Below are 24,732 nucleotides of genomic sequence, written 5' to 3' on the forward strand. Positions count from 1 at the left end.
CGGCTCCTAAGGGAGTGGAGTGTCGGGGAGGACTGATCGGCGCAGGTGACGCCCGCTGCGCCACCAGAAGATGCCGCCGAGGAAAGCCCCCGAACAGCCGAACAGCGGCGCCAGCGGCAGGTAGCGTGGCAAACCGTCGGGTAGCGGTTCATCCTCGTCGCGGTCGGTATAGAAGCTCGAAGGCGCCAGGCTCGCCACCACGGGGATGGTCGGCATGGCGGTCACAGCGCCACTGAACAGGTAGATCAGCACGTTACGCCAGGCAAAGCGCTGGGCCAGCCAGAAGAACAGCGCGCAAGGCAACGCCGTGAGAATGCCGGTCAGCACACCGCTTAACACCAGGGTCAGCAGGCCCACGAACAGGGTCTGGAGAATGATGTCTGTGTTCAACGAGCCGGCGCTGGCCAGCATCGTCAGCATCAGCAGCAAGGCCAGCACCGTGGCCAGGGCCGTGGCCAGGGCCGTGACGCCGATGAAGTAAGCGGCGAACCAGTCTTCCGGCTGCACGCTGCGTTGGGGTGGAGTTGTTACGGGCATGGAAAAGATCGCTCTGTGGGTGGCTGCTTTGGCCCTGCTCAAGGGGCGGGTTGCCTGGCGTCGGGCCGGGCGTGAGTAAAGGCTCGGTTCAGCGCAAGTGACGCCCGCTGCGCCACCAGAACAGCCCCCCCATGAACACCCCACAACCGCCGAACATCGATGCCAGCTGTAAATAGTGCAGCGCAGCGCTGACGCCGTGCGGGAGGTTGAAGAGTTCGGGGAGCAGCTTGGTCATCACGGGAATGGCGAGCTGCGCCGCCAGGGCCCCGCTCACCAGGTAGATCCACAGGCGGCGCCAGGTAAAGCGCTGGGCCAGCCAGAAGAACAGGATGCACGGCAAGGCGGCGATCAGGGTAATCAGCACCAGGCTCACCATCAGCACCGCCACGCTGAACGACAGGGAGTCAAGTAGCGCCTTCCCTGGGTTCTGGCTGGTGGTCAGCAGTATCAGGTTGAGCACCAGCATCAGGGCCAGGGACAGCCCGGCGACGCCGATGAAGTAGGTGACGATCCAGTGACCGCGGTTCAGGGGGCGAACGGAGTGGGGCGCTTGGGACATGGTGGGCATGGGCTTCGGCTGAGGATGACCGGACCCAGGCTATCGGCAGGCAGGCCTTTTGATTGTGGAGTTTGCGTGGTTTTTTTGCGGTCAATGCGCATGGCAGATGACGCTGGGGGAGCAAATCCCTTATACAGGCAGCGGCCCGTCGGTCGTGCACGGGCCCGGTTTTCACCCCCACCCAGAAGGAGATGGACATGTTCAAGTTCCTGGATATTACCGAGTTGCCTCGTACCCCTGCGCATCGAGATACAGGCTCCGTCAGCGGAGCGATCAATGCCTGGGAGCTGAAAAATCGGGCTCTCAATACGAAGGGGTTTGTTACATGTCCAAAGAATTACTCGGAGTTTCTGCTGTAGGGCTGATGGTGCTGGGCGAGTTCTGCGCCATCTACAGTGAAGTGGTGGTGGCGCGGCTGGCCCATTCCGGCAACACCTCCGGTGCCGAACTGGCGTTGCCGGTGCTGATCATGTGCCTGGGCGGTATCTGCCTGCTGGCGGCCTACTGGCTGGGTTACGTGGCGGTGGGCGACATCTGGATCATCACCGTGGTCTCGGTGACGTCGCTGCTGCTCCTGGAGCCGCTGGTGATCTGGGCCCTGTTTCAGCAGGCGCCCGGGCGCGGTGCCTTGATCGGCTTCTGCCTCGGCGCGCTGGGGATGTTGTCCGCCGTGTTCCTCTAGCACGGCCTCGCTCCGGCTCGGGTCCTTCAGGCCCGGGCCCGGGCAAAGTAGCGGCTGGGCGTCTCGCCCAATACCTTGCGAAACACACCGCTGAACGCACTCGGGCTGCTGTAGCCCAGGTCGCTGGCGACCCGGGTCACGGCTTCGCCCTGGCCCAGGCGCACCACGGCAGCCAGCAGGCAGGCCTGCTGGCGCCACTCGACGAAGCTGATGCCGGTGTGCTGGCGGAACAGCCGGGTGAAGGTGCGGCGGCTCATGCCGGCGCGCTCGGCCATTTCATCGATCCCCAACTCCAGCGAAGGTTGCTCCAGCGCCTCGCGGCAGGCCCTGGCCAGCCGTGGCTCGCGGGGGAGCGGAGCATTGAGGGCAAGGGCCGGCATGGCCGCGACTTCATGCAGCAGCAGGTTCATCACCTGGCCCTGCACGCTGTCCACGGCGTAGCGCGGGGGAATGGCCGTGGCCCGCAGCAGCAACTGGCGCAGCAGCTCGGACACCTCCCGCACCTGGCATTGCTCCGGCAGGCCCAGGCGCTTGGCTGCCCGGGGCCGTACATAGGTGTTGAGCATGGTCACCGGCCCGCTCATGTGCATGGCGTGGGGCACGCCGGCCGGCACCCAGATGGCCCGCTGCGGCGGCACCACCCAGTTGCCCTGGTCGCTGAAAACGCTGATCACCCCCGTGGCCGCATAGGCGAACTGCCCGCGCCGGTGCTGGTGCTCGGCGAAGTACAGGCCGTCGGGGTAGTCGGTGGCGGTGACCACCACATCCCGCGGGGTATTTTCGTAAGGATCGATATCGATGGGTTGCATGGCCCGAATCTACTGATACTTGACCTGATACTGCAAGCGGGCCAGGGCGTGCCGGGGCGATAGTTCGGCCCCGGCCGGGGAATGACCCGCGGCCACCTGTCCTGGACCGCGCGACATGCAGAAAAAACACCTGTTCCTGGCCCTGTTGGTGACGGCCTTGTGGGGCCTGAATTTTCCCATCACCAAACTGGGCCTGGCCAGTACCGATCCGTTGCTGCTTACCGCCCTGCGTTTCACCCTGGCGGCGCTGCCCTGGGTGTTCCTGGTGCCGCGTCCGCCGGTGGCATTGGCCTGGCTGGCGGCCTACGGGCTGATTTTCGGCGTCGCCATGTGGGCGCTGATCAACCTGGGGATCGATCACGGCGTGGCGCCGGGCACGGCTGCACTGTTGATCCAGTTCAGTGCCTTTTTCTCCCTGGGCTGGGGCGTGCTGCTGTTCGGCGAGCGCCTGCGCCTGCAACAGGTGCTGGCCACGGCCATTGCCCTGTGGGGGCTGCTGCGGATCATTGGCGACAGCCCCGGGCATGCCACCAGCCTGGGTTATGCCCTGCTGCTGGTGAGTGCATTCAGCTGGAGCGTGGGCAACGTCATCATCAAGCGCTGCGGGGTGCGCGAGGTGTTCGCTTTCGTGGTCTGGGCCAGCCTGTTTGCGCCATTGCCGCTGTTGGCATTGACCTGGATAAGCCATGGCGCGGCGCCGTTTCTGCAACTGGCCGGGCAAGTGTCCGCCGGCGCGGTCTTGTCCCTGATGTTTCAGGTCTATGCTGCAACGCACTTTTGTTACTGGGGATGGAACCTGTTGCTGCGCGAGTATCCGGTCTCCCGGGTGGCGCCCTTGTCGCTGCTGATCCCGGTGTTCGGCATGGCCGGTTCGGTGTTGATCCTGGGGCAGCGGCTCGGGGCCGAGGAGGGCATTTCCATGGGGCTGATCCTGCTGGCGCTGGCGGTGGGGCAGTTCGACTGGCGCCGGTTTTTCACCCTGGGTCGCCGTTCCCTGTAGCCGCTGCCGCAGGCTGCGAACGCTCTGGGCGGCACTGTCGCAGGCGACGCTGGGGTCTTGAGGCCACAGAGGTTTGCCTGGAGATCGCCAGGCAAGGCCCTGCGGGTCTTTTCGCAGCCTCGCGGGCTCGGCAGCGGCTACAGTCGGTGACAGTCGGCGGCGCAGGCAGGTTTCTTATCCTTGTTCAGGCACCGTTCAGGGGCTGCTCGCGCAACATGTTCAGCCTTATGCCTCGCCTTGGGTGCGGCGCTTTCCGGTGGGGCGAAGATGGTTCGAGAAATGCGTTTGAGTATTGAGGCCTGGGGTATTTACCTGGTGGCCCTGCTGCTGTTCACCTTCGGTATCTGGGACGAGCAGCCCCAGGGTTTCGACGGCCGTTGGGCGCTGTTCCTGCAGGAAATGTTCCGCCACGGCGCCAGCCTGTTCCCCACCACCTACGGCCAGCCATACCCGGACTACCCGGGCACCGCGACCTTTTTCAGCTACCTGTTCGCCCAGGCCTTCGGCGCCCCCAACCACCTGGCCAATATCCTGCCCACCGCGCTGGCCTCGGCCGGGGTGCTGGCGCTGCTGTATCGCTTGCTGGCGCCTTCGGGGCGCACCTGGGCACTGCTCGCGGTGCTGCTCACGGCGCTGACCAGCCAGCTGTTGGACAAGTCCCGCTCGGTGTGCCTGGACCAGATGGTGTCCCTGCTGTGCCTGGGCACCTTCTACCTGCTGCACAGCGGCGAGCAACTGGGCTCCCGGCTGCGGTTGTGGGCGGTGCTGCCGCTGCTGGTGCTGGCCTTTGCCATTCGTGGGCCCCTGGGGCTGGTGGAAGTGTGCGGGGTGGCCTGCACCTACTGGCTGCTGGGGGAGAGCCGCACCCGCGAGGCGCGCCTGACGCTGATCAAACGAGTGCTCGCCTATGGCGTCAGTGGCCTCCTGTTGCTGGCCGGCTGCTGGTGGCTGCTGATGCAACTGGCCTATCTCGCTGGTGGCGAAGATTTCGTCCGTCAGGTCTACAACATGCAGGTGGTCGGGCGCCTGGATGAAAGCGGCGAGCCGTTCTATTTCTATTTCCAGCTGGCGCTGTACCGCTACTTCCCGGTGGTGCCCCTGGCCCTGGCGACGCTCTGGGTATTGCGCCGGCAATGGTCGCAGCGCCATGTGAACCCGCAGCTGCGCCTGGTGCTACGGCTGGGGGCCTGTGGCCTGATGATCCTGCTGGGCCTGTCGGTGCCGCACTTCAAGCGCGCCTATTACATCCTGCCCATGGTGCCGATGTTCGCTGCGGTGGCGGCCTACGGCCTGCTCACGGCCCGGGGCAGGCTGGGCAAGGTGCGCAGCGGCTACCTGTGGCTGGTGGGGCTGCTGCCGGGGCTGTGCATCCTGGTGCTGTTCGTCTTGCGCCACAGCTGGCACAAGCACGGTTACTGGCCGCCGGTGTCCATGCCGCTGCTGATCGCGATCTTCGTCGTGTTGCAGCTGCTGGCGCTGTATGGCTGGCGCAGGACCCTGGGCAGTTTCGGGCGGCGCCTGGTGCTGCTCAGCGCCCTGGCGCTGGCGGCGCAATGGACGTTGCTGGTGGCGGTGGTGGACCCGGCCAAGGACCTGCAGTTCGACACCAGGACCTTCGTTTCCCAGGTGGAGCAGTTGCGCCAGGCCAGCCCCGGGCCGCTGGTGTTCTTCAACCTGGGCCAGGACACCTGGGCGGTGCGCTACATGATGAACCTGGACCACGATGAACAGCCGCTGTTCGTCAGCGGCGACGACCCGGGGCACCTGGACTCGCTGCCCCATGACTCCTGGGTGATCATCGCGCGCAAGGACCGGGGGCTGCTGGATAACACCTCCCTGGAGAATCAGTTGCCGGTGTTCGAGGGGCGGCTCAACGACAACCCCTGCCTGGTGTTCCAGTTGCAGTAAGAGCTTGGCAGGGCCCGGGGCGGGCCGTATTTTGGCCACTGTCATCCGCGGGATAACCAGGGAGTGGTCATGCAATGTCAGGTTCGTCCGGCCGTACCGGCCGATGCTCCACAGGTCAGCCAGGTGATCCTGGCGGCCTTGCTCGTCAGCAATGCCCAGGACTACCCCGCCAGTGTGATCGAGCGGGTCCAGGCCAGCTTCACCACCGATGCAGTGCGCCAACTGATGCAGCGCCGGCAGATGTTTGTCGCCCTGGTGCACGGGCAATTGCGGGGCACCGCCAGCCTCGACGGGCGTGCGGTGCGTTCGGTGTTTGTCGACCCGGCCTACCACGGCCAGGGCCTGGGGCGGCAACTGATGGCCGCGGTCGAGCAGGCGGCGCTGGATTCGGGCCAGACCTCGCTGGTGGTGCCCTCGTCGGTCACCGCTGAGGGCTTTTATGCCCGCCTGGGCTTTGTCCGGGTACGCGAGCATTACGAGGGCGAGGAGCTGACGCTGATCATGGAACGGGCCCTGGTGGCCACCGAGACCGGGCCAGGGCTGGGCTGATTCAGGCCGGTTGCGCAGCAATCACCAACACTTCGATGTGGTAGTGCGGCTTGGCCATGGGCGCCTGCACGCAAGCTCGCACCGGTGCCTGGACACCTTCGAGCCAGGCATCCCAGAGCAGGTTCATGGCCGGGTAGTCGGCCATGTCCTTGAGCCAGATCTGCGCGCTGATCAGGTGGCCCTTGTCGGTGCCGGCCCTGGCCAGCAGGGCGTCGATCTGTTGCAGCACATCCTGCGTCTGGGCGCCGATGTCCCCTTCGGTCAATTGCGAAACCTGGCCTGCCAGGTAGACGGTCCGGTTGTGGATCACGGCCTGGCTGAAGCGCGCGGTGGTGCCGATTCGCTGGAGGGATGAGGTCATGTCGAGGTCCATTGGTTCGTCCATTGGTTCAAGGGTGGAAAGGTCAGTTGTTGTCGCTCAGGCCGGCCCCGGCGCCCAGCAGGCGCGAGGCTTCGGAGGCCGGCACGTAGGTGCGGGCGGCCAGGTGATCGAGCTCGTGCTGGGGGCTGTCGCCCAGGTCCGGAATGCTGCCCGCCAGAGGCTTGCCGAGGGTGCCGCCAGGGGCCGCGCAAGCGCAGCGCGCCTGGGCAGCTGTGGCGGCGCCGAGGTTCTGCGCATGTACTAGCCAGGCTTCGCCCGAGGGGGAAAACTTCAGGCAGCAGCCGTTCCAGGACAGCTCCAGCCACAGGCCGAGCTGGCGTGCGGTGGCGCTGGCAAAGGGCAGCAGCAGTTGCGGGTGCGCCACCTGCCGGAGCTCGATACGGCCGTTGCTGCGCAGCAGGTAGGCGTGGTCGCTCAAGGTCGCCCCGGCGATCAGCGGGCACAGGGCATGCCCCGGCACCTGCCAGGGCTCGGTGCTGACATCCGGTGCCAGTTGCTGGTAGGCACAGCCGTCATTCTGTCGCAGCTGCGTGGCCAGCACGCCGGGCCCGTCGAGGCCGTGGGCCGAGAGCCAGCGCGCGGCCTTGCCGGCTTCCTCCGCCAGGCCCCAGGACAGCCCGGCACCGCGGGCGGCTTTCTTGCACAGGCTTTCGATTTCATTCAACGAGGCATGCACGGCGCTGCTCCTGGCTGTCGAGGTTGGGGTAGGACCAGTCGTCCGCGGCCATCTGCCCCAGCTCATGGGGGAAGGGCGCGTTCTGGTAGAGGGTGATGCGTACCCAGCGATCCGAACGCGGGTCGAAGTGGGTGGCGCCGAAGAACGACAGCTTGCAGCGCAGCAGATCGATGGGCAGCAGCGCTTGATCGATCAGGTTGTCCTGGATGTCGGCGTAGGGGAACGCTGGCGCCAGTTGCACCCGACGCAGGCTGTGGCGGTGTTCCGGGTGCCGCAGCAGGAAGCCGGCGACGCTTTGCGAGTCGCTCCAGCCGGGCAGGGCGGCTTGCAACTGGGCGATGTCCCGGGCCACTGCCAGGGGCTGCTCCAGGTCTTGCCCGGGCTCGGCAAAGCGCTGGCCGATCCGCGGTTCGAGTTTTTCCTCGGAGACGTACCAGAACAGCGCGCGGCTGGCTTCGCTGGAAAAGTCGATGGCCGCGACCCAGGAATAATGCTCGTCGAGTATCTGCCGCAGGCGGCCAATGCTCATGCTGCCGTCGACGCTGAAGCTGGCCTGCTCATCGGCCTGCATGCCGGCGCCCAGCTCATCCACCAGGTGGCCGTAGGGCTCCAGCAGCAGCGACACCAGGCATTCCTGGGCTTCCAGCGACAGCGCGCCTTCGGCCCAGCGATAGAGTTCGTCCCAGGGGGATTCCTGCTCCAGGATGCCGCTGGCGAGGTGGTGTTCCAGGCGCTGCAGGTCGCTTTGCAGTTGCAGGATGCGGCCGTGTTGCAGTTCGTGCTCGGAGTGCCAGTGGCCGATGCCGGCCTGGGCCCGGGTGAGGAACTCGACGAACCGCTGGCGCTCCGCAGCCGATGGCTGGCGCACGGCGCGTACCCGTTGCAGGGCGGTTTCCCGGGCCTGCACCCAGTTGTTCAGGAGCACCGGATGGTTCAGCAGGAACGGCGCCATGCCCAGCCCCGTGGAGTTGCCGATGCCCAGGCGCCGGCGCAGTTGCGGTTCCAGGGTCACCGCCTGCTGGGGCGCGCGGGCTTGGGCCAGATGCTCCACCAGGTCCAGAGTGAAGGCGCGGATCAGGAACACGGTGAGCATTTCCGCCTGGAAGGGTGCCGCCAGCTCCGGCCGCTGGGCGATGCTTTCACGGTCGGCAGCGCCGAACTTGCCGCTGCCGTAGACCGCGGTGGTGCGCATCAGGTAGCCGACTTCATCGATGAATTCGCGTTGCGGCTGGCGGCCGGCCGCCAGGGCCTCGATCACATGCTCGAACAGCCGCACCGAGCGGTTGGCCCGGGCCATGCACAGCTCGCGGGAGGAAATGCGCCCGGCTTCCTGCTTCGGCACATTGGCCTCCAGGCGGTCCAGGTCGGCGGCATCGGGGATGCCGTCGAACAGGGCGAAGGTGGCATCCCAGGCGGTGGCGATGACCCGGTCCGAGCGCAGTGCCGGGTCCAGGTCATGGGCGAAGGCCACCAGGCTGTAGCTGCGCTGCGGGCCGGTGGCGGTGTACACCGCACGGCCCACGCCCTGGCTGTCGAGGGTCCACAGCGGGCGCTGGAACTGCCAGTTTTCAGCCTTTAGGCGGCGCAGCAACTGGCGCATGAACGACAGCCGGGACTGGTGGAAGGCCCCCAGGCGCGCCGCCTTCATGACGCTGGCGGGTGGTCGCAGGTTCATTCAGAGCACCCCCTGTTCACGGGCCATTTGCCGGGCGATGCGGATCGCGTCCCACACCGCCGGCAGAATCAGCAATGACACCGGCACCGCGGTAATCACGATAAAGGATTGCAGGGCACTGATGCCGCCCTCGCCGAGGGTGATCAGGGTCGCCCCCACCAAGCCCATGCCGACGCCCCAGAACACCCGCAGCCAGGCTGGGGATTCGTCGTGGTCGCTGCTGATGGCCATGGCCACGGTGTAGGACATGGAGCCGGCGCTGGTGACCACCGAAAAGAAACTCAGGAACAGGAACAGCGCGGAAATCAGGTTCGGCAAGGGCATCGACTGGGCCACGCCGAGCAGCAGCGCTTCGGGTTGCACGCCGTGGCTGATGACCTTGCCCGCTGTCTGCAATTCAACACCCATTCCGGTGCCGCCCACCAGGGTGAACCAGAGCATGGTGATCAGCGGTGCGGCCACCGACATCAGGGTGATCACCTCACGGATGCTGCGCCCGCGAGAGACCTTGGCCACATAGATGCCCATCATCGGCGCGTAACCGATGAACCAGCCCCAGTAGAACAGCGTCCAGCTGTTGAGCCAGGCGCTGTCGTCGCGGTACAGGGCGGTCTGGAAGAAGTGGGTGACGTGCACCGCCAGGCTCTGGGCGAAGGTCTCGCTGAGGAACAGGGTCGGGCCGAAGATGAACAGGAACGCCGCCAGGCCCAGCATCAGCCACACATGGACCTTGCTCACCAGACGCAGGCCGCCCAGGCCCACCACGCAGGACAGGGTGTAGATCACCGTCACCGAGAGAATCACCATGGCCTGGACCATGATGGTGTTGGGCACGCCCCACACCGAGTGCAGGACGAAGGCGATCTGCAGGCCGAGAAAACCCACCGGGCCGATGGTGCCGGCCACCACCGCGATGATCGCCGAGGCATCGGCGAACACCGCGATCGGGCCCTTCAGGGCACGCTCGCCCAGCAGCGGGTAGAGCAGGGTGCGCGGCATCAGCGGCAGGTTCTTTTCGTGGTGCAGGTACATGTAGACCACGGTCAGCAGGCTGCCCAGCACCGCCCAGGCCATGAAGCCCCAGTGCAGGAACGATTGCGACAGCGCGGCGACGGCGGCGCCGTCGGTCTTGGCCACGGCGGCAAAATACGGTGGCGGGTTGATGAAGTGCATCATCGGTTCGGCGGCGGCCCAGAAGGCGCCGCCGCCGGCCAGCAGGGCGCACATGATCATCGACACCCAGTTGAAGGTGCTGATGCTGGGCGTGTGCCCGATGCCACCCAGGCGCACCCGGCCCAGGCGCGTGTAGCCGATGTACAGGCTGGCGCCGAAGGTGGCCAGCATCAGTACCTGCCAGTACAGGCCAAAGAACCGGGTGCTCCAGGTGAAGGCGCTGCCAATCAGGCTGGACAGGGTGTTCAGGTCTATCAGGGCAATGATCAGGAACAGCAGGAAGAAGCCTCCGCTGATCCAGAAAATCGACCAGTCGAGGGTTCCAGCGGCGCGGCTGCCCAGCGCGCGGGTGTTGATCCCCGCGTTGATTTCGCTCGGAATTTCCATGGTGCCTCCGTGTTGCGTTGTCGATCGCTAATAATTGTTATGGGCGCATTTGTTGTTGTTAGTGCTTGGCGATGACCCTGTTCAGGCCGGACGTCAGGACAATCGGGAAACAGTCGGGGGCCTCAGACCGCGATCTCGTGAGGGTGGACGGCGGCACCTGCCTGGGCCTTGGCCGGAACAAAATTGTTCTCGAAGAAGCGCAGCCAGTTGCCGCCCATGATCGCGGCGACTTCCTGGGCGCTGAAACCCACGCCGTGCAGGCCCGACTCGATGTTGTGGAAGTCGCGGTTGTCGCGGAACCAGGCCGGCTGGTCGGGGAAGCCCGGCTGCGCCTTGGAGCCTTCGCCGTAGTCGACGTCCAGGGTCCAGCGGCCGACGCGCATCCAGTCCACCACGCTGTTGGGCTGGTCCTGGCACAGGTCGGAACCCAGGCCCAGGTGCTCGACGCCCATCAGCTCGGCGGTGCGCGCGATCATTTCGCAGAAGCTCTGCACGCTGCAGGCGCTCTTGTCCTTGAGGTGGTGCGGGTACAGCGAGAAACCGAACATGCCACCGCTCTGGCCCAGGGCCTTGAGCACGGTGTCGGACTTGTTGCGCAGCGCCGCGTGCCAGAACGCCGGGTTGGCGTGGGTGATGGCGATCGGGCGCTCGGAGTGCTCGATGGCTTGCAGGGTCGAGCGTTCGGCGGAGTGGGACATGTCCACCACCAGGCCGACCCGGTTCATCTCCCGTACCACCTGCTTGCCCATGCGGGTCAGGCCCGGGTCTTCCTGTTCATAGCAACCGGTGGCCAGCAGCGACTGGTTGTTGTAGGTCAGTTGCATGAAGCGCGCGCCGAGACTGTGCACCACTTCCACCAGGCCAATGTCGTCCTCGATGGGCGAGGGGTTCTGGAAGCCGAAGAAGATCGCCGTGCGCCCGGTCTGCCGTGCCAGGGCGATGTCGCTGGCCCACTTGCCGTGCAGGATCAGGTGCGAGTAGCGCTGGAACCTGCGGTTCCAGGCTTCGATATTGGCCACCATTTCGCGGAAGGTCTCGTGGTAGGCGATGGTCACGTGTACCGCGTCGACGCCGCCTTCGCGCATCTGCTGGAAGATCTTTTCCGACCAGTTGTCGTACTGCATGGCGTCGATGCGCGGGCCGCGGCTGGCGAAGGTCTGGGGCAGGCTCATAGTGGCGCCCCCGCGGCGATGTAGCCGGTCTTGACGTGGGTGTAGAACTCCACCGCCGAGCGCCCCTGCTCGCGCGGGCCGTAGCTGGAGTCGCCACGGCCGCCGAAAGGCACGTGGTAGTCGGTGCCGGCAGTGGGCAGGTTGACCATCACGCAGCCGACCCGGGCATGGCGGCGGAAGTGGCTGGCGCGGGCCAGGGAGCGGGTCATGATGCCGGCGGTGAGGCCGAAGCGGGTGTCGTTGACCAGGCTCAGGGCCTCTTCGTAGCTGCCGGCCTTGATCACGCAGGCGATGGGCGCGAACAGCTCTTCGCGGTTGATGCGCATGGCGTTGCTGCCGCCAATGAACAGCGCCGGAGCCTGGTAGTAACCGGGGCTTTCGAGCTCCAGGCGCTGGCCGCCGGTGAGCAGTTCGGCGCCTTCCTGCTGGCCCAGTTGCAGGTTCGCCAGGTTGGCCTCCAACTGCGCGGCGCTGGCCACCGGGCCGATCTGAGTGCCGGCTTCCAGGGCATGGCCGACCTTGAGCGCCTGGGTTGCCGCCAGCAGTTTTTCCACGAAGGCATCGTGGATACCTTCATGCACGATCAGCCGCGAGGAAGCGGTGCATTTCTGCCCGGTGCCGCCAAAGGCGCCATTCACCGCGCAGCTCACCGCCAGGTCGAGGTCGGCGTCGTCCATCACTGCCAGGGCGTTTTTCGAGCCCATTTCCAGCTGCACCTTGGTCAGGTTGGCGGCGGCCGAGGCGGCGATGCCCTTGCCCACGTCCACCGAGCCGGTGAAGGAAATGGCGCTGATGCCCGGGTGCTCGATCAGCGCCTGGCCGATCTCGGAACCGGCGCCCATCACCAGGTTGAACAGGCCCTTGGGCAAGTCCTGGCGGGCGATGATCTCGCTGAGAATCACCGCGCTGGCCGGGGTCAGGTTGGCCGGCTTCCACACCACGGCATTGCCGAAGGCCAGGGCCGGGGCGATCTTCCAGCAGGCGGTGGCCATGGGGAAATTCCACGGTGAAATGATCGCCACCACGCCGATGGGTTCACGGCGGATATCGATCTCGATGCCGTCGCGCACCGAGTCGGCGGTCTGCCCCAACTGGCGCAGGGTTTCCGCAGCGTAGTAGGTGAAGAACTGCCCGGCGCGATACACCTCGCCAGCACCTTCGGCCATGGGTTTGCCTTCTTCCCGGGACAGGGTCCTGCCGATTTCCGCAGAACGCTGCATCAGCTCCTGACCGATGGCCATCAGCACCTTGTAGCGTTGCTCGATGCCGCTGCGGGCCCAGATTCGCTGGGCCTCGCTGGCGGCGGCAATGGCACTGTCCAACTGCGCGCGGGAGGCCTGGGCGTAGAGGCCGATCAGGTCGCGGGTGTCGGACGGGTTGCGGTTCTCGATCTCGCTGGCGCCCTTGAGCCATTGGCCGGCGATGTAGTTGTGATGGTTGTCGCTCATGAAATCCTCCAGGGCGGCACGCCAGGCGGGGCGTTGCCTTTGTGCGGTTCTGGGAGGATTATGAGTCGGCCTTGTATTAAGTAAATCTAATAAATTTTAAGGTTGTTTAAGTAAAATTTAAGCTATGCCTTTGCCAGCAGGACGCGCCGCCATGAGCATCAAGATCTCCAATTTGCAGTTTTTCGTCGCGGTGGCCACCAGCCAGAGCCTGACCCAGGCTGCCCAGCGCTTGCACCGCACACCGGCAGCGGTGTCGCTCTCGCTCAAGCAACTGGAAGAGGAACTGGGCGGCGCCTTGTTCGAAGGCGAGCGCAAGAACCAGCTCAGCCCCCTGGGGCGTTTTGTGCTGCTGGAAGCCCAGCGCGAACTGGCGCATTTCGACCGCACCATCAGCACCATCAAGACCTACGCCAAGGCCGAGACCGGCCTGGTGCGGGTAGCGGCGGTGCCGTCCTTCGCCATCACCCTGCTGCCGCCGCTGCTCAAGCAATTCCATGAACAGCACCCGCAGTTCCACCTGGATATCCGCGACATGGATTCCGAGCGAGTGGTGCAGGCGGTGCTCAGCGGCGACGTGGACATCGGCATCGGCACCGTACCGGCGAGCATCCCCAACATCGACCAGGACTTCCTGTTCTCCGATGCCTTCTGCGTGGTCTGCGCCAGCGACAACCCCCTCAACCGCCTGGCGCGCCCGCTGCGCTGGAGCGACCTGGACGGGCAGAACTTCATCAACAGTGGCCTGGGCGCCGAGATCAACGCCGCCGAGTTCCGGCACATCCGCGACCACTCGACCCTCAGCGTGAGAAACACCACCTCACTGCTGGCCCTGGTGGCCCAAGGCATGGGCGTGACCCTGCTACCGGAACTGCTGAGCCGTTCGGCGGCGGGGGACCAGCTGAATTTCCTGCGCCTGGAAGACCAGCGCATCGTGCGCTCGGTGAGCGTGATCACCGCCCCGCGGGAGACGTTGAACCATGCGTCCTATACCTTTTTGAAGGCGCTCAGGGCGGGGCGGTTTGTTTGAAGAGACAGCGCGGCAGGTCATGCTGCTGCGCTGTGTTCTTGCGATTGATACTTCCGCGAGGTTGCGAGGGTGGTGGTTGCTATCGAATGCGCTACTAACTAGACCGGGCCATGCAACGATGCTGCTTTTGCACGAGATAATTTCATTGGAAGCTTTTTCCGTACTTTTCAGCAGCTAACGGCGGCAAGTCAGAAATCTTTCGGCGCTAAGATTTTTCTACATCAAAACAAAAAAACTATTGGCTATGTGAACGCAGCCGGCATACTCGTCGGTCCGAAATGCTTACTTAGACCGAGAGGCCAGGAGGGCCTATGTTTCCTGATGACACCAACTTTACTGGTTATCTCAAATTCAGGGTTCTGACCGGAGATATCAATTTTTCTGCTCTAGTGGATGCGCTAAGCGAGAAAGGCTACATCACCGAAGTTGAATTCCCCGAAGGTGCTGGGCTGTGCTCCAGTCATATGGAGGCGCTCAAACAAGAGGAGTTTGATGCACTTTTTGCGTTCTTTTATTCAGGTGAGGTTAACACCATCAGGCTCAGTTGCATCGCCTCGAACGAGGGGGGAGTTTGCCCTACGGGAGCTCATGCCTATGCGTTGATCAATACCGGTGTGATCTCGGAGCGGGGTGGGTTGGATATTCTGGAACGCGAGAACTATATGAGCGAGTTTTCTGATTTTGACCTGATGAAGGCCAAAGAAAGGCTCCTCGAATACCTCGAGAAGTCGATAGGAAAGTTGTCTGATAAAAGTGTTCAGGATGAGTTGAAACAACTCCAAAACAGTGTGCAGGTAATAGAGGAGCGATTGAAGTCGCTCGGTTTGCTGCCTCTAACGGAAGATGAACAAGTTTGGCAGACGCTGGATGAAAAATTTCCCAGCGCCCGCAGCCGGGATGAGGTTGAACTGGACGGCGTCCGTTATATCAGAATCTTCCGCCCAGCTGAAAAGAACAGTGAAGGGAAGGTGATTAAGTGGGACAAGAGCTGGCGAAAGCTTGGTAAGCAAAGCAACATCTGATACGCCTACGACTCTGTCGAAAAGCCTGGCATTGAGCCAGGTTTTTTGCCAGTTTGAGTCAGGATCGTTTCGCTTCTGCTTGCGCCATGATGAGGTTCTGCTGCTTTGTCGCCTCGCTCAGGACTTCGGTATAGACGCGCTTCTTCTGCTCGGACCTTGCGTTGCGAATGAAGTCGGCAAAAGGGCTTTTCGCACCTTTGGACCTACCTGGCTTGATCAAAGTCATGGATGCGCTCCTGATGGCATTCCGAGCTTGGCCTCCAGATCGGCCCGTGTGTATCGCTCGGGAATATGGTAGTCAATTCTATCGACCCCCGCTTTGTATAGCCGCCCCGAGTTGTCGATGTGCTTGAGCAGCAGATCCACGTGGACGTCGCTGGCGAACTCTAGCTTAAGCCGGTTTACAACGTCACGCGCCGCGAAGTAGTGATCGATGAAATGCTCTTTGCGAATCCGTCGGCCTTCGGCCTCTTCCCGTGCTTTGACAAACTCCCAGGCCAGGAAAGGTTTTGGTAGACATACAGGATTTGCACAAAGCGCTTCTTGTTCAAGGAGCGTTGCACATTTCTTCTGGCGACCTCGATATTTGAAAAGGTGCCATCCAAGATAAAGGACTGCCTTTGCGAGATTGCCAGATCGAGTATTTTTTCTACCAGAATCGAGACAGCTCCTTGAAACAGCCATGAGTTGGCTCCGGTGTAGGCTGAGAATTCATGACGAAGATCATCAGGGTCGATTCTAAGGATCGCGGTATCGGCAAAGAGGTTCACAAGAGCGATGGATGCCTCGGTTTTTCCCGCGCCAGGCGAGCCGGCCATAAAAACTGAAACCGGTGACTCTTCAGTAGGATACTGGTCCCTACTGGCAAGGCGCTTTGCGATTCTTTTCTTATGCGCGCGAGCAAAGTGCAACGACTCATCAGCGGTTGCCTGCTCCGTTGGCGTCATCGCATGCTTTTCAAGAGCTAAGTCGTCGGTCACGAAAAATACCTTTCTGAGGGCAGCCTTCCAACGCTAGCCCAGCCTTTGCGCAGTACGAGGCCAAAGCTGTAGCAAAAGCTTTCGTAGGTGCGATCGAATTTACCGCTCTCGCTGAATACAAAAAGGCACCCGCGCTGAATGCAGGGTGCCTGATTGATGGGGGGGCGAGGGTTCTGAGCGCCTTGCTGAGTTACGCCACCACCACCGGCCGTGGTCGCAGCCAGCCGATCACCACCGCGGCAATCAGCAGGAACCCCAGGTAGCCGAAGAACGGATAGACCTGCCCCACCAAACTGATAAAACCCACCAGGCTGCCGACAAACGCCAGGGCACCGGCGGCGATGGAGCCGAGGCGGAATTGCCGGGTGCCCGCCGGCAACAGCCGCGCGGAGAAGGAGTACAGGGTGCCCACGGCGGTGTTGAGGATCATGCAGAAGATGATCAGCGCCATCAGCAGCCCCAGGACCGGGGAGACTTCGCTGGCGATCGACAGCATGGGCATCGGCAGGTCCGCCACGCTGTCCAGGCGCGACAGCAGGCCCAGGCTCATCACCAGCATCAGCAGGCCCAGCAGCGCACCACCGAAAATGCCGCCCCACATCGCCTGTTTTTCGCCCTTGGCCGCGCCGCCCATGATCGCCAGGATCGGCACCCCGGCCACGATGTTGTAGGAGACGTAGAGCAAGGCGCCCAGCAGCCAGTGGCTGGCACCGGCCTGTTGCTTGGCGGCCAGTTGGTTGAGTTCGCCGAAGCTCAGGTCGCGGGTCGCGGCGCCATACAGGGCCACGCCCACCGCGGTGATGATCAGGAAGGGCGTCACCGCGCCGATCATGCCGATGACCTTGTGCACGTCCAGGCACACGATGGCGACCACGATCAGGGTCACCAGCACGCTGCCGGCAATGGCGGGAATGCCGAATTGCTGTTCCAGCAGGGCACCGCCGCCGGCCAGCATCACCACGGTCACGGCGAACATGAAGAAGGTGATCATCAGGTCCACCAGGGCCCCCAGGTGCTTGCCGCACAGGGCATGCACCACGTCCTTGTGCGACGCCGCTCGCAGGCGGCTGCCCATGCTGGCCAGGGCCATGCCGAGGAAGGTGAACAGCGCCGCGCTGACCACCGCACCCGACAGGCCCCAGGCGCCGAAGTCGACGAACATCAACAGCAGTTCACGACCGGAGGCGAACCCCGCGCCGACAATCACACCGACGAAGGCGCCGGCGATCTTCAGACTTTCTTTCATGACGATTAGCCTTGATTTTTTGTTGTTATGTGGGGTGGACCACCACATCCATGGCCGTGGTGGTCCTGGGCATCGCACTTGAGGGCTGGGGCGGGTGACTCAGTTTTCGCCGACCCAGGCCTGGACTTCGATCTCGACATCGACCCCCAGCGCCAGTTGGGCGCTGACGGTGGAACGCACCGGGAAACCGTTCTTGAAGTGGCGCTGGTAGACCTCGTTGAAGCCGGCAAAGTGCTGCATGTCGGTGAGCCAGACAGTGCTCTTCACCACCTGGTCGAAGCTGGCACCGCATTCGGCCAGGGTCTCGCCGATGCGCGCCAGGGCGGCCTCGGTCTGCACGCGGATGTCGCCGTGCACCACTTCGCCTTCGGCGCTCATGGGCACCTGGCCGGAGAGGAACAGGAAGCCGCCGACCCGGATCGCCCGGGAGAAGGGGTAGGGCAGGTGGCTGGGGTAACGCTGGATGTCATTGGACATGGCAAGGGCCTCGTGGGCTGGGTGGGTTAACGCAAGCGAGCGGGGGCCAGGGCCTGGGCATCGACGCCCTGGCTCAGCAGTTCTTCGGGGACCGGTTGCCCCAGCAGCAGGGCGCAGGCCAGTTGCGAGACGCCGGCCGCCGACTGGATGCCGTAGCCGCCCTGGGCGGCGAGCCAGAAAAAGCCTTCGCAGCGGTCGTCCCAGCCCACCACCAGATCGCCGTCGGCGACGAAGGAGCGCAGGCCGGCCCAGCTGTGGCGCGGGCGGCGGATGCTCAGGGAAGTGACGTTCTCGATGTGGTAGATGCCGGTGGCGATGTCCAGCTCTTCGGGCATCACGTCCTGGGGCGGCACCGGGTCGGCATTGGCCGGGGAGCCGAGCAACTGGCCGGCGTCGGGCTTGAAGTAGAAGCTTTCGTCGATGCCGATCACCGCCGGCCAGCGGCTGAAGTCTTCATCCGGTGGGCCATCGAAGGTGAAGGCGCTGCGCCGACAGGGTTGCAGGCCGATGGGGGCCACGCCGCACAGCTGGGCCACCTCATCGACCCAGGCGCCGGCAGCGTTCACCAGATTGCGTGCCTGCAGTGCGCGGCCATCGTTGAGTGTGAGGTTCCAGTGGCGGTCTTCGCGGCTGGCCTCGACGATCTGTATGTCGCACTCCAGCAGCCCACCGGCGCGGCGCATGGCCCGCAGGAAGCCCTGGTGCAGGGCGTGCACGTCCAGGTCCTGGGCGGCGGTTTCCAGCATCGCCCCGGCGACGGCGTCGGGGCGCAGGCAGGGCACCAGGGCCCGGGCCTGCTCGGCCGTGATCAGGCGCACATTGGCGGAGCGGGCGCGGGTTTCATCGTAGGTCTGCTGCAACTGTTCCAGCTGTTCCTCGCTGGCCACGTACAGGCAGCCACGGGGTTCCATCAGCGGGTGCTCGCAGAAACCTTGCGGCGGCCGCTGGTAGAAAGCCCGGCTGGCGCGGGTCAGGGCCTGGATCTGCGGGGTGCCGTAGGCTTCCATGAACATAGCCGCCGAGCGCCCGGTGGAGTGGTAGCCCGGCTGCGATTCACGTTCCAGCACCAGCACGCTGGCCTGCCCGGCCAGGCGATAGGCCAGGGAAGCACCGGCAATACCGGCGCCGATGATGACGAAGTCGAAGCATGGGTTCGCGTGCATGCCGGGGTTCCTGAATCGCTGGGAAATGACAGGGGTAAAAAATTCTCACATACGAGAAATGTAAGATATGAGAATTTTCCAGTCAACCCAGGGTCATGGGTTAATATTTCGCCACGTGCCCCGGCCAGCGTCGCGGTTGCCCTTATTTGCCAGATAGAGAGCCTCAATGAGTTCCGACCGAGCCCAGCCCGCCTCGAGCTCCCACGCCCATCCACTGATCGACCGGACCCAGGTCGGCGCACGCCTGCGGACCATTCGCAAAAACCAGAAGCTGACCCTCAAACAGCTCTCGGAACGCTCCGGCGTCGCGCTGTCGACCCTGTCGAAAATGGAGCTGGCCCAGGTCTCGGTCAGCTACGAAAAACTCGCCGCCGCGGCCCGTGCCCTGGGCGTCGACATCGCCCAGCTGTTCACCCCCGCGCCGAACCTGATCCAGACCGGCGGCGCCCAGGTGCAACCGACCGTGGTCAGCACCACCATCGCCGACGCCCCCGGCTACAGCACCGGCAACTACGACTACCACCCCATGGCCGGGGACTTTCCCGGGCGCAGCATGACCCCCATGTACGCGCGGATCTTCGCTCGCGAACTGCAGCAGTTCGAGGACTACATCCGCCACCCCGGGCAGGAATTCGCCCTGGTGCTGTCGGGGCGTGTGCGAATCCAGTTCGAGACCGGGGAAGCGGTGAGCATTGGCCCGCAGGAGACTGCCTACTTCAACAGCAGCATTGGCCATATCTACCTGGCGGAAGGGGATGAGGATGCGGAAGTGATGGTGGTGATGTCGGAGCGTTGAATAAGCCCAACTGCATTCAGGAACAGCTCGGCAGGCCGCACTGACCGCCGAGTTTCTGATTTACTGCAGCCTGACCTCAGTCCGAAGTGATCTCCCAACAGCACGCAGCGCCCCGTGGTGTCGGTTTGGATTTCAGAACAACGGATTTCAGAACAACGGAATGAAGTCCTATTACTAAGGTGCCGTCTTGTGGTTTGTTCTAGCCTAGACCGCGCCGCTCCAGCCAGTGCTGCGTTCTTGCTCAGGTGTCCGCAGAGTAGTTTGCGGAGGGACAAGTCTCTGATTGGCGGACGACCACTTGTTTCTGACTATCCGCCTGACAGGTTCCTCAATCAGGTAGTACCCGCAAGCAGAGAGTGCGGTGAGGCATGCAAACGCACAGACAATCAGAATCTTTCCGTTAGCAAACACCGGGAACATCGCCGTTAACTCAGAGTGATAGCTGATCAGTGAAAGACCTATTAGTGCTTGGAAGGAGTAGAAGCAGTAACTGATCTTTCCGAACCAGACGAACAGCGGACGTGACAGGATCCAGGCGATAGGCCCGCGTCCGGCGGCCAACGTACACAGAGTGATTGCGACTACGGGTATAACTATCCAGTTGTGACCGGTATAGATCGGCATGACCGCACCGAAGTGTCCCAGGTAGGCAAAAAGGGCGGCTATGCAGGCTAGGTGAAAGATCCATATCGACGGCGGGAGCGGATGCCGTTTTACCAATACATACACACAGGCGCCGATGACGAATTCGGGGAAGCGAAAGACAGGCATAGCGTAAAACACGGGGATTCCGTACTGACCGTATACTTTCACCGATATCGCTGGCATCAGAGATAAGCAATAGCACGCAACGGTGATCATCAGCACCGCTCGACTGGATGATCGGTTGATGAATTTGACTAGTAAGGGAAGCATGGCGTAGCAGAATGCTTCTACCGAAATCGACCAGCTGCCGCCATTGTTCCAGTGACTGAAAAGCTGCGGGAACCAGGCCTGTATCATGAAAATGTTGGCGATGAAGATGAACACAATTTGGAAGCTTGAGAGCAGAATTGCTGCTGCGTCTCCGGTTAGGCTGATGCCTATCCATGGTAGCGTAATAAGGCCAGCCACGAAGTAGACCGGGTAGATCCTAGCGAAGCGATTGACGAAGTACTCTCTGATACCGCCTTCGAAGGTAGTGTATGTCATCATCAACAGGTACCCTGAGAGCATGAAGAACACACTCATCCCAATAGCCCCTTCGTTGAAGATATTCTTCAGGAACGTCACTTCAGTCACGGGCCAGCGAATTTGGATGTGAAATACAAAAACGTATAACGCTGCAACGAATCTCAACCCTGTGAGGGGGAGAATTTCCTTTGGGTGATTCACTCTTCGTCCTCGGTTTCAGCAATTTTGGCCACGCTTGGCCAGAATGGCGGCGCAGCTATATACCACAAGTTGCTGGTCTGGATCGCTCTTGATTTTGTAGATACCTCTATGCCTTAAATCGAGTCTAACTAGCAGGTGTCATGAGCAACCGCGTTATCCCGAAGAGCTCAAAAATCAAGTGACCAAAAAATTTATCTGTCGCATATGTAGCGTCCCGCCCAGCCCTACGTGTCGATGTATCGCCTCTATGACTAGATAAAGCGCAACAGCAAACCTGAAAAAGAACCAGACTACGTCAATCGCGGTTGCACATCTGTTGTGCTGTTTGCCTACATTGCTACATTCGACGAGGTGGTCAATGCGCTTCGTTGTTGGGGGTGAAAGCGCACACAGCCCCGACGAATGTTCTCTAACATCTACGATCAGAAGGATCCGACGATGACTGAGGCATCACCTTTGATGATTGCATTGGCGATCTTGCAACTGGCAATGAGGCACTACATCAAGCTCTTGGAGCCTCGCCAGCAATATTGGGGTTGGCGGGTCAGGTACGACCCTTATTATCGCCCATGGTTACTCACGGTGCGGCGGGATCTCCCAGCGTAGAGATTATCGGATCCATGCAGGCTAATGCCGATCCGCTTCAGACTTTTTTGCTTTTCGGCTTGAGTCTGTTCTCATGCACTACTTAGGAACTCCCATATTGTCTAGCGCTTGGGCACGGTGGGCAGTAATACTAAGGTGAGATGTGTGTCCCCGGTGGTGTAGGAGGGTCACGCGCTCATCATCCAGCGCGGGGTTGATGGTGATACTGAGGTAATCGCTCTGATGAATTTTTGTCCAGCAAAGGGGGCTCGTCAGCATTGAGTACAGCATTGAGAAAAGCTTGCATGGCGTAGGGCCTTCGGAATCAAAAGCGATTGGAGTTGAAGGTAATTAGAACTGTTACGCACAGCTCGAATTGTATTTGGCGCAGTTCAAATCCTGATCCTCGCCAGCATATCTTCGTCGTCTGCATCCATACCAACCTCGACAAACCCGAAACTGGAGTAGAACCCTTTGGCTACGATGTTGTTGGGGTTGTAGCAGATTTCAATTTCTTCCAAATCTGCGATCTGTTTTATTTCATGTAGGGCCAGGCCCAGCGCTACTCTACCGATGGATTTCTGCTGATGTTCTTTGTCCACCATAAAGCGCCAGATAGAAACTTTGCCTTTTGACTCTTGCACCCACATAAAGAAGCCTACGGGCTCTCCATCCGCGATGATGGCGCGTGTGAAGTAACCTGGGTTGTACGCAGCCTCAACGAGCGACCAGGTATTACTTGCCACGTAGTCTTCCTGCTCTTCAGTAACTTCCAGTTCACAAATCGCTTCATAGTTTTTTTGCGTTACTTGGGTAAGTGAGATTTTCATAAAGTCTCCTGAACTGGGGTGTTGATAAGGCTCAATTAACTTTCACGGGCATTCAGTTCCTCCTGCGCCTTCGCCAGCAGCGCGACGAACAGTTCGGCGCTGTCCTGCGGCAGGCTTCGCACTCTAGCTGTTGCAGTTCACGGCAGTGCTGGGGTGGCGGGGGATTCCGGTTAGCTCTCCGTGCAGCTCCAAGTAAGGTTTGAACTCCTCTGCGGCGTTCGTGCGGTATACGTCGTCACCAGGTTGCGTCCGTCGGTTGTGGCCGTCGTACACCGGTATCTTGGGTTTGTGTCCTTACTCTTTCGTATGGTCCAGCCATTCTTGGTAGGTGATACGGCTAATGTGTTCTGTCCGATAGTCTTGGAGGAACTGGTTGTATTTGTTTTCTTCCGTGTGATGAAAGCGAAAGCCACACTTGGATTGAGCAGCATAGGACTGGATGTTGTTGGCGAAGTAACCACACCAAAGTGCTTTGAGATTCAGGTTTTCAAAGGCGTGTCGCATCACTTCACGTACTGCTTCCGGAATCAGGCCTTTGCCCCAGTACGGCACGCCGATCCAGTAGGCGATTTCCCCTTCCTGCTCACTGATTTCAAAATTGCTGTTGCTGCCTATGAGAATGCCCACACAACCAACAGCACGGCGATTTTCCTTCAGTTCGACCGCGTACACCTCGGGGTGATTGAAGACCGTACGGATGATGTCGGCACTGTTCTCCTCACTGGTGTGTGGGGGCCAGCCAGCGATAGGGCCGACTCGGGCGTCTTTGGCATATTCGTATAGATCGGCGGCGTCTGTGGCCTGCCAGGGGCGAAGCAAGAGTCGTTCTGTTTCAAGTGTCATGTCCTGTACCCGAATGATTGGTTCGTTCGGGACAGAGTATTGGGAGACAGATCACCGGTACACGCCAGTACCTCGGCTTTTTCGGTACTTTTCGAAACAGCTGCGCCAAGCGGTGATAGGATTTTGGCTCTTGTTTGTTGTAGCGCTGGGTCACTATGCATCACATTCCGAAACTTTCCACCCCTGACGACTCGATGCGGATGGGAGAAACCACGCTAGCGGAAGGGCAAGGTTTGCCGCTCTCCTTCGGGCACGCTTACTTGACGCTGCTGGTATGCCTCTGCGGTAGTGCCCACTTCACACTTAACTTCAAAGAGCATGCGGTTAGGCGCGGTGCTGTGATGCTGCTGGCTGAGGACACTATTGCCTTGCTCAAACGTCGCTCGCGCCGCTTCAAGGTGTTTTTCTGCCTTATGCCGAAAAGTTTTGCCGCGGAGGTTGCCTACCCGCTACCCAATACCTTGTTCGTATTTCTGCATGACCATCCTCATTGCATTCCATCCAAGGACGACATGCCGCTGATAGAGGGCTGGGTGACGCAGATGCGGAACATTGCGCAGACCTGTCCCACCTACCAACGCATCATGTTGCGCAATCAGCTGCAGAACCTCTTTTTGAAAATAGCCGAGCAACTTCCAGCCAACCAGATAGAAAACAGGGGATTCAGCCGGAAGGAAATGCTCAGTTGGCGCTTCTGGGAATTGATAGGCAAACATTGTGTGCGCCACAGAGATGTGAAGTTCTACGCCGACGCACTGAATATCACGCCGTTCTACCTGTCGCAGTTGACCAAAGCGTTTTTCAATGACACACCCAAGGGCTTGATCGATCGGCAGGTAACCTTGGAGATCAAGGCGCTTCTTTCATACAGTGACTTGGCTATTGGCCGTGTGGCCGACGAACTGAACTTCGTCGACGCGTCTTACTTGTGCCGCTACTTCAAGCGCCAAACGGGAACTTCGCTCTCCCGTTATCGTAAGCACAAGAGAGAGGAGGGGATAGGCGCAAGCGGCTAGGAGTTTCTAGGAAAGTTCGCACAATAGAAAGAGACTTAACGCTGCTTCGGGGGAGCGAGCGCTCGGTTTGTGAGTGCGGGGAGGGGCGATTGGTGATGGTGGTGGAACGTTAAGGCCAGCACCAACGAAGTCCACGCAAGGCGGGCTTTGTTGGTACTTCGTTTGGTTGAGCCGGGGGGGATTTGAACCCAGCCTAATTCCATTATTTCGCGGACTCTAAGCCGGAGGCTGTCCTGACGCCGTCCTTACTGCCGAAGACCAGCTCAGGCAGCTTAGGTGAGTCCTGCGCCTGACCCTGCAGCAGCTTGCAAACCTCCACATTCACCTCTACAAACGCCTCCCAGCTGAACCGCTGTGCATAGTGCATCTGGTACTGGCGGTCGACCCGGCAGATATCCGGCCGGGTCTCGTAGATC

Annotated in this window: 26 protein-coding genes; 8 read left to right on the forward strand and 18 right to left on the reverse strand. The window is 61.7% G+C overall.

From position 1 onward, the window contains the following. Positions 1 to 6: 6 nt before the first annotated feature. Both KCG88_RS12370 and KCG88_RS12375 read right to left on the reverse strand, forming a co-directional pair. A complete protein-coding gene (locus KCG88_RS12370) occupies positions 7 to 537 on the reverse strand; it encodes a hypothetical protein (RefSeq protein ID WP_210712466.1) in 531 nt (176 codons plus the stop codon). A gap of 88 nt (positions 538 to 625) precedes the next feature. Further along, on the reverse strand, positions 626 to 1,105 hold the full coding sequence (locus KCG88_RS12375) for a hypothetical protein (RefSeq protein ID WP_210712467.1): 480 nt from the start codon (positions 1,103 to 1,105) through the stop codon (positions 626 to 628). A 355-nt stretch (positions 1,106 to 1,460) separates the two neighbouring features. Between KCG88_RS12375 and KCG88_RS12380 the strand changes: the two genes are divergently transcribed. Next, positions 1,461 to 1,778: a hypothetical protein gene (locus KCG88_RS12380; RefSeq protein ID WP_011059155.1), complete on the forward strand. Its 318-nt coding sequence runs from the start codon at positions 1,461 to 1,463 to the stop codon at positions 1,776 to 1,778. A 26-nt stretch (positions 1,779 to 1,804) separates the two neighbouring features. Here the strand turns inward: KCG88_RS12380 and KCG88_RS12385 are convergent, their stop codons facing one another. Beyond that, positions 1,805 to 2,587, reverse strand: a complete 783-nt coding sequence (locus tag KCG88_RS12385) for a helix-turn-helix transcriptional regulator (RefSeq protein WP_210712468.1) — start codon at positions 2,585 to 2,587, stop codon at positions 1,805 to 1,807. Positions 2,588 to 2,702: 115 nt separating this feature from the next. Here KCG88_RS12385 and KCG88_RS12390 point away from each other — a divergent pair, with 115 nt between their 5' ends. The 3 genes from KCG88_RS12390 to KCG88_RS12400 all read left to right on the forward strand — a co-directional run bounded on the left by KCG88_RS12390 (position 2,703) and on the right by KCG88_RS12400 (position 6,044). After that, complete coding sequence (locus KCG88_RS12390; RefSeq protein ID WP_210712469.1) at positions 2,703 to 3,587, forward strand: EamA family transporter; 885 nt, start codon at positions 2,703 to 2,705, stop codon at positions 3,585 to 3,587. Between the two features lie 267 nt (positions 3,588 to 3,854). Further along, positions 3,855 to 5,495, forward strand: coding sequence for a glycosyltransferase family 39 protein (locus tag KCG88_RS12395; RefSeq protein ID WP_210712470.1), 1,641 nt, complete (start codon positions 3,855 to 3,857; stop codon positions 5,493 to 5,495). Positions 5,496 to 5,564: 69 nt separating this feature from the next. Then, positions 5,565 to 6,044 carry a GNAT family N-acetyltransferase gene (locus KCG88_RS12400; RefSeq protein ID WP_210712471.1) on the forward strand — a complete coding sequence of 160 codons (480 nt, stop codon included), beginning with the start codon at positions 5,565 to 5,567 and terminating at the stop codon, positions 6,042 to 6,044. Position 6,045: 1 nt separating this feature from the next. On the opposite strand, the gene KCG88_RS12405 is transcribed toward KCG88_RS12400, so the two are convergent. From KCG88_RS12405 to KCG88_RS12430, 6 genes are all read right to left on the reverse strand, one after another. Then, entirely contained in the window at positions 6,046 to 6,405 is a 360-nt protein-coding gene (locus KCG88_RS12405) for a RidA family protein (protein WP_210712472.1), read from the reverse strand. 43 nt (positions 6,406 to 6,448) lie between these two features. After that, positions 6,449 to 7,102: a DUF3726 domain-containing protein gene (locus tag KCG88_RS12410; protein WP_210712473.1), complete on the reverse strand. Its 654-nt coding sequence runs from the start codon at positions 7,100 to 7,102 to the stop codon at positions 6,449 to 6,451. Next, positions 7,083 to 8,777, reverse strand: a complete 1,695-nt coding sequence (locus tag KCG88_RS12415) for a hypothetical protein (protein ID WP_210712474.1) — start codon at positions 8,775 to 8,777, stop codon at positions 7,083 to 7,085. Before KCG88_RS12415 ends, KCG88_RS12410 begins: the two co-directional genes overlap by 20 nt. Then, entirely contained in the window at positions 8,778 to 10,337 is a 1,560-nt protein-coding gene (locus tag KCG88_RS12420; RefSeq protein ID WP_210712475.1) for a BCCT family transporter, read from the reverse strand. A 122-nt stretch (positions 10,338 to 10,459) separates the two neighbouring features. Beyond that, positions 10,460 to 11,509: a membrane dipeptidase gene (locus KCG88_RS12425; protein WP_047283854.1), complete on the reverse strand. Its 1,050-nt coding sequence runs from the start codon at positions 11,507 to 11,509 to the stop codon at positions 10,460 to 10,462. Further along, positions 11,506 to 12,957 carry an aldehyde dehydrogenase family protein gene (locus KCG88_RS12430; protein WP_210712476.1) on the reverse strand — a complete coding sequence of 484 codons (1,452 nt, stop codon included), beginning with the start codon at positions 12,955 to 12,957 and terminating at the stop codon, positions 11,506 to 11,508. The genes KCG88_RS12425 and KCG88_RS12430 overlap by 4 nt, the downstream gene beginning before the upstream one ends. Positions 12,958 to 13,108: 151 nt before the next feature. Between KCG88_RS12430 and KCG88_RS12435 the strand changes: the two genes are divergently transcribed. Together KCG88_RS12435 and KCG88_RS12440 are read left to right on the forward strand one after the other, a co-directional pair. Then, entirely contained in the window at positions 13,109 to 13,984 is an 876-nt protein-coding gene (locus KCG88_RS12435) for a LysR family transcriptional regulator (RefSeq protein ID WP_041115880.1), read from the forward strand. 311 nt (positions 13,985 to 14,295) lie between these two features. Then, entirely contained in the window at positions 14,296 to 15,006 is a 711-nt protein-coding gene (locus tag KCG88_RS12440; RefSeq protein ID WP_210712477.1) for a hypothetical protein, read from the forward strand. Positions 15,007 to 15,064: 58 nt separating this feature from the next. On the opposite strand, the gene KCG88_RS12445 is transcribed toward KCG88_RS12440, so the two are convergent. The 6 genes from KCG88_RS12445 to KCG88_RS12465 form a co-directional block, all read right to left on the reverse strand. Next, complete coding sequence (locus KCG88_RS12445) at positions 15,065 to 15,232, reverse strand: hypothetical protein (RefSeq protein ID WP_210712478.1); 168 nt, start codon at positions 15,230 to 15,232, stop codon at positions 15,065 to 15,067. Continuing rightward, the gene (locus KCG88_RS31200; protein ID WP_348984530.1) at positions 15,229 to 15,507 is read right to left on the reverse strand and encodes a zeta toxin family protein; all 279 of its coding nucleotides are present in this window, start codon (positions 15,505 to 15,507) and stop codon (positions 15,229 to 15,231) included. The genes KCG88_RS12445 and KCG88_RS31200 overlap by 4 nt, the downstream gene beginning before the upstream one ends. After that, positions 15,408 to 15,986, reverse strand: coding sequence for a zeta toxin family protein (locus KCG88_RS12450; RefSeq protein WP_348984529.1), 579 nt, complete (start codon positions 15,984 to 15,986; stop codon positions 15,408 to 15,410). Before KCG88_RS12450 ends, KCG88_RS31200 begins: the two co-directional genes overlap by 100 nt. Before the next feature lie 190 nt (positions 15,987 to 16,176). Beyond that, positions 16,177 to 17,232, reverse strand: coding sequence for a hypothetical protein (locus KCG88_RS12455; RefSeq protein ID WP_210712479.1), 1,056 nt, complete (start codon positions 17,230 to 17,232; stop codon positions 16,177 to 16,179). A gap of 99 nt (positions 17,233 to 17,331) precedes the next feature. Continuing rightward, complete coding sequence (locus tag KCG88_RS12460) at positions 17,332 to 17,709, reverse strand: RidA family protein (RefSeq protein WP_015634090.1); 378 nt, start codon at positions 17,707 to 17,709, stop codon at positions 17,332 to 17,334. Between the two features lie 26 nt (positions 17,710 to 17,735). Further along, on the reverse strand, positions 17,736 to 18,872 hold the full coding sequence (locus tag KCG88_RS12465; RefSeq protein WP_210712480.1) for an FAD-dependent oxidoreductase: 1,137 nt from the start codon (positions 18,870 to 18,872) through the stop codon (positions 17,736 to 17,738). A 166-nt stretch (positions 18,873 to 19,038) separates the two neighbouring features. Here KCG88_RS12465 and KCG88_RS12470 point away from each other — a divergent pair, with 166 nt between their 5' ends. After that, positions 19,039 to 19,668, forward strand: a complete 630-nt coding sequence (locus KCG88_RS12470) for an XRE family transcriptional regulator (protein WP_072451322.1) — start codon at positions 19,039 to 19,041, stop codon at positions 19,666 to 19,668. 204 nt (positions 19,669 to 19,872) lie between these two features. On the opposite strand, the gene KCG88_RS12475 is transcribed toward KCG88_RS12470, so the two are convergent. The 3 genes from KCG88_RS12475 to KCG88_RS12485 all read right to left on the reverse strand — a co-directional run bounded on the left by KCG88_RS12475 (position 19,873) and on the right by KCG88_RS12485 (position 23,300). Beyond that, entirely contained in the window at positions 19,873 to 21,042 is a 1,170-nt protein-coding gene (locus KCG88_RS12475) for an acyltransferase (protein ID WP_210712481.1), read from the reverse strand. A gap of 977 nt (positions 21,043 to 22,019) precedes the next feature. Continuing rightward, on the reverse strand, positions 22,020 to 22,457 hold the full coding sequence (locus tag KCG88_RS12480; protein ID WP_210712482.1) for a GNAT family N-acetyltransferase: 438 nt from the start codon (positions 22,455 to 22,457) through the stop codon (positions 22,020 to 22,022). Between the two features lie 294 nt (positions 22,458 to 22,751). Further along, positions 22,752 to 23,300 carry a GNAT family N-acetyltransferase gene (locus KCG88_RS12485; RefSeq protein WP_210712483.1) on the reverse strand — a complete coding sequence of 183 codons (549 nt, stop codon included), beginning with the start codon at positions 23,298 to 23,300 and terminating at the stop codon, positions 22,752 to 22,754. A 155-nt stretch (positions 23,301 to 23,455) separates the two neighbouring features. Here KCG88_RS12485 and KCG88_RS12490 point away from each other — a divergent pair, with 155 nt between their 5' ends. Then, positions 23,456 to 24,316 (forward strand): AraC family transcriptional regulator, encoded by an 861-nt coding sequence (locus KCG88_RS12490; RefSeq protein WP_210712484.1) that lies wholly within the window; start codon positions 23,456 to 23,458, stop codon positions 24,314 to 24,316. Positions 24,317 to 24,732 lie beyond the last annotated feature (416 nt).

The organism is Pseudomonas sp. MWU349, from assembly GCF_017947325.1.
GTDB classification, from domain to species: Bacteria; Pseudomonadota; Gammaproteobacteria; order Pseudomonadales; family Pseudomonadaceae; genus Aquipseudomonas; species Aquipseudomonas protegens.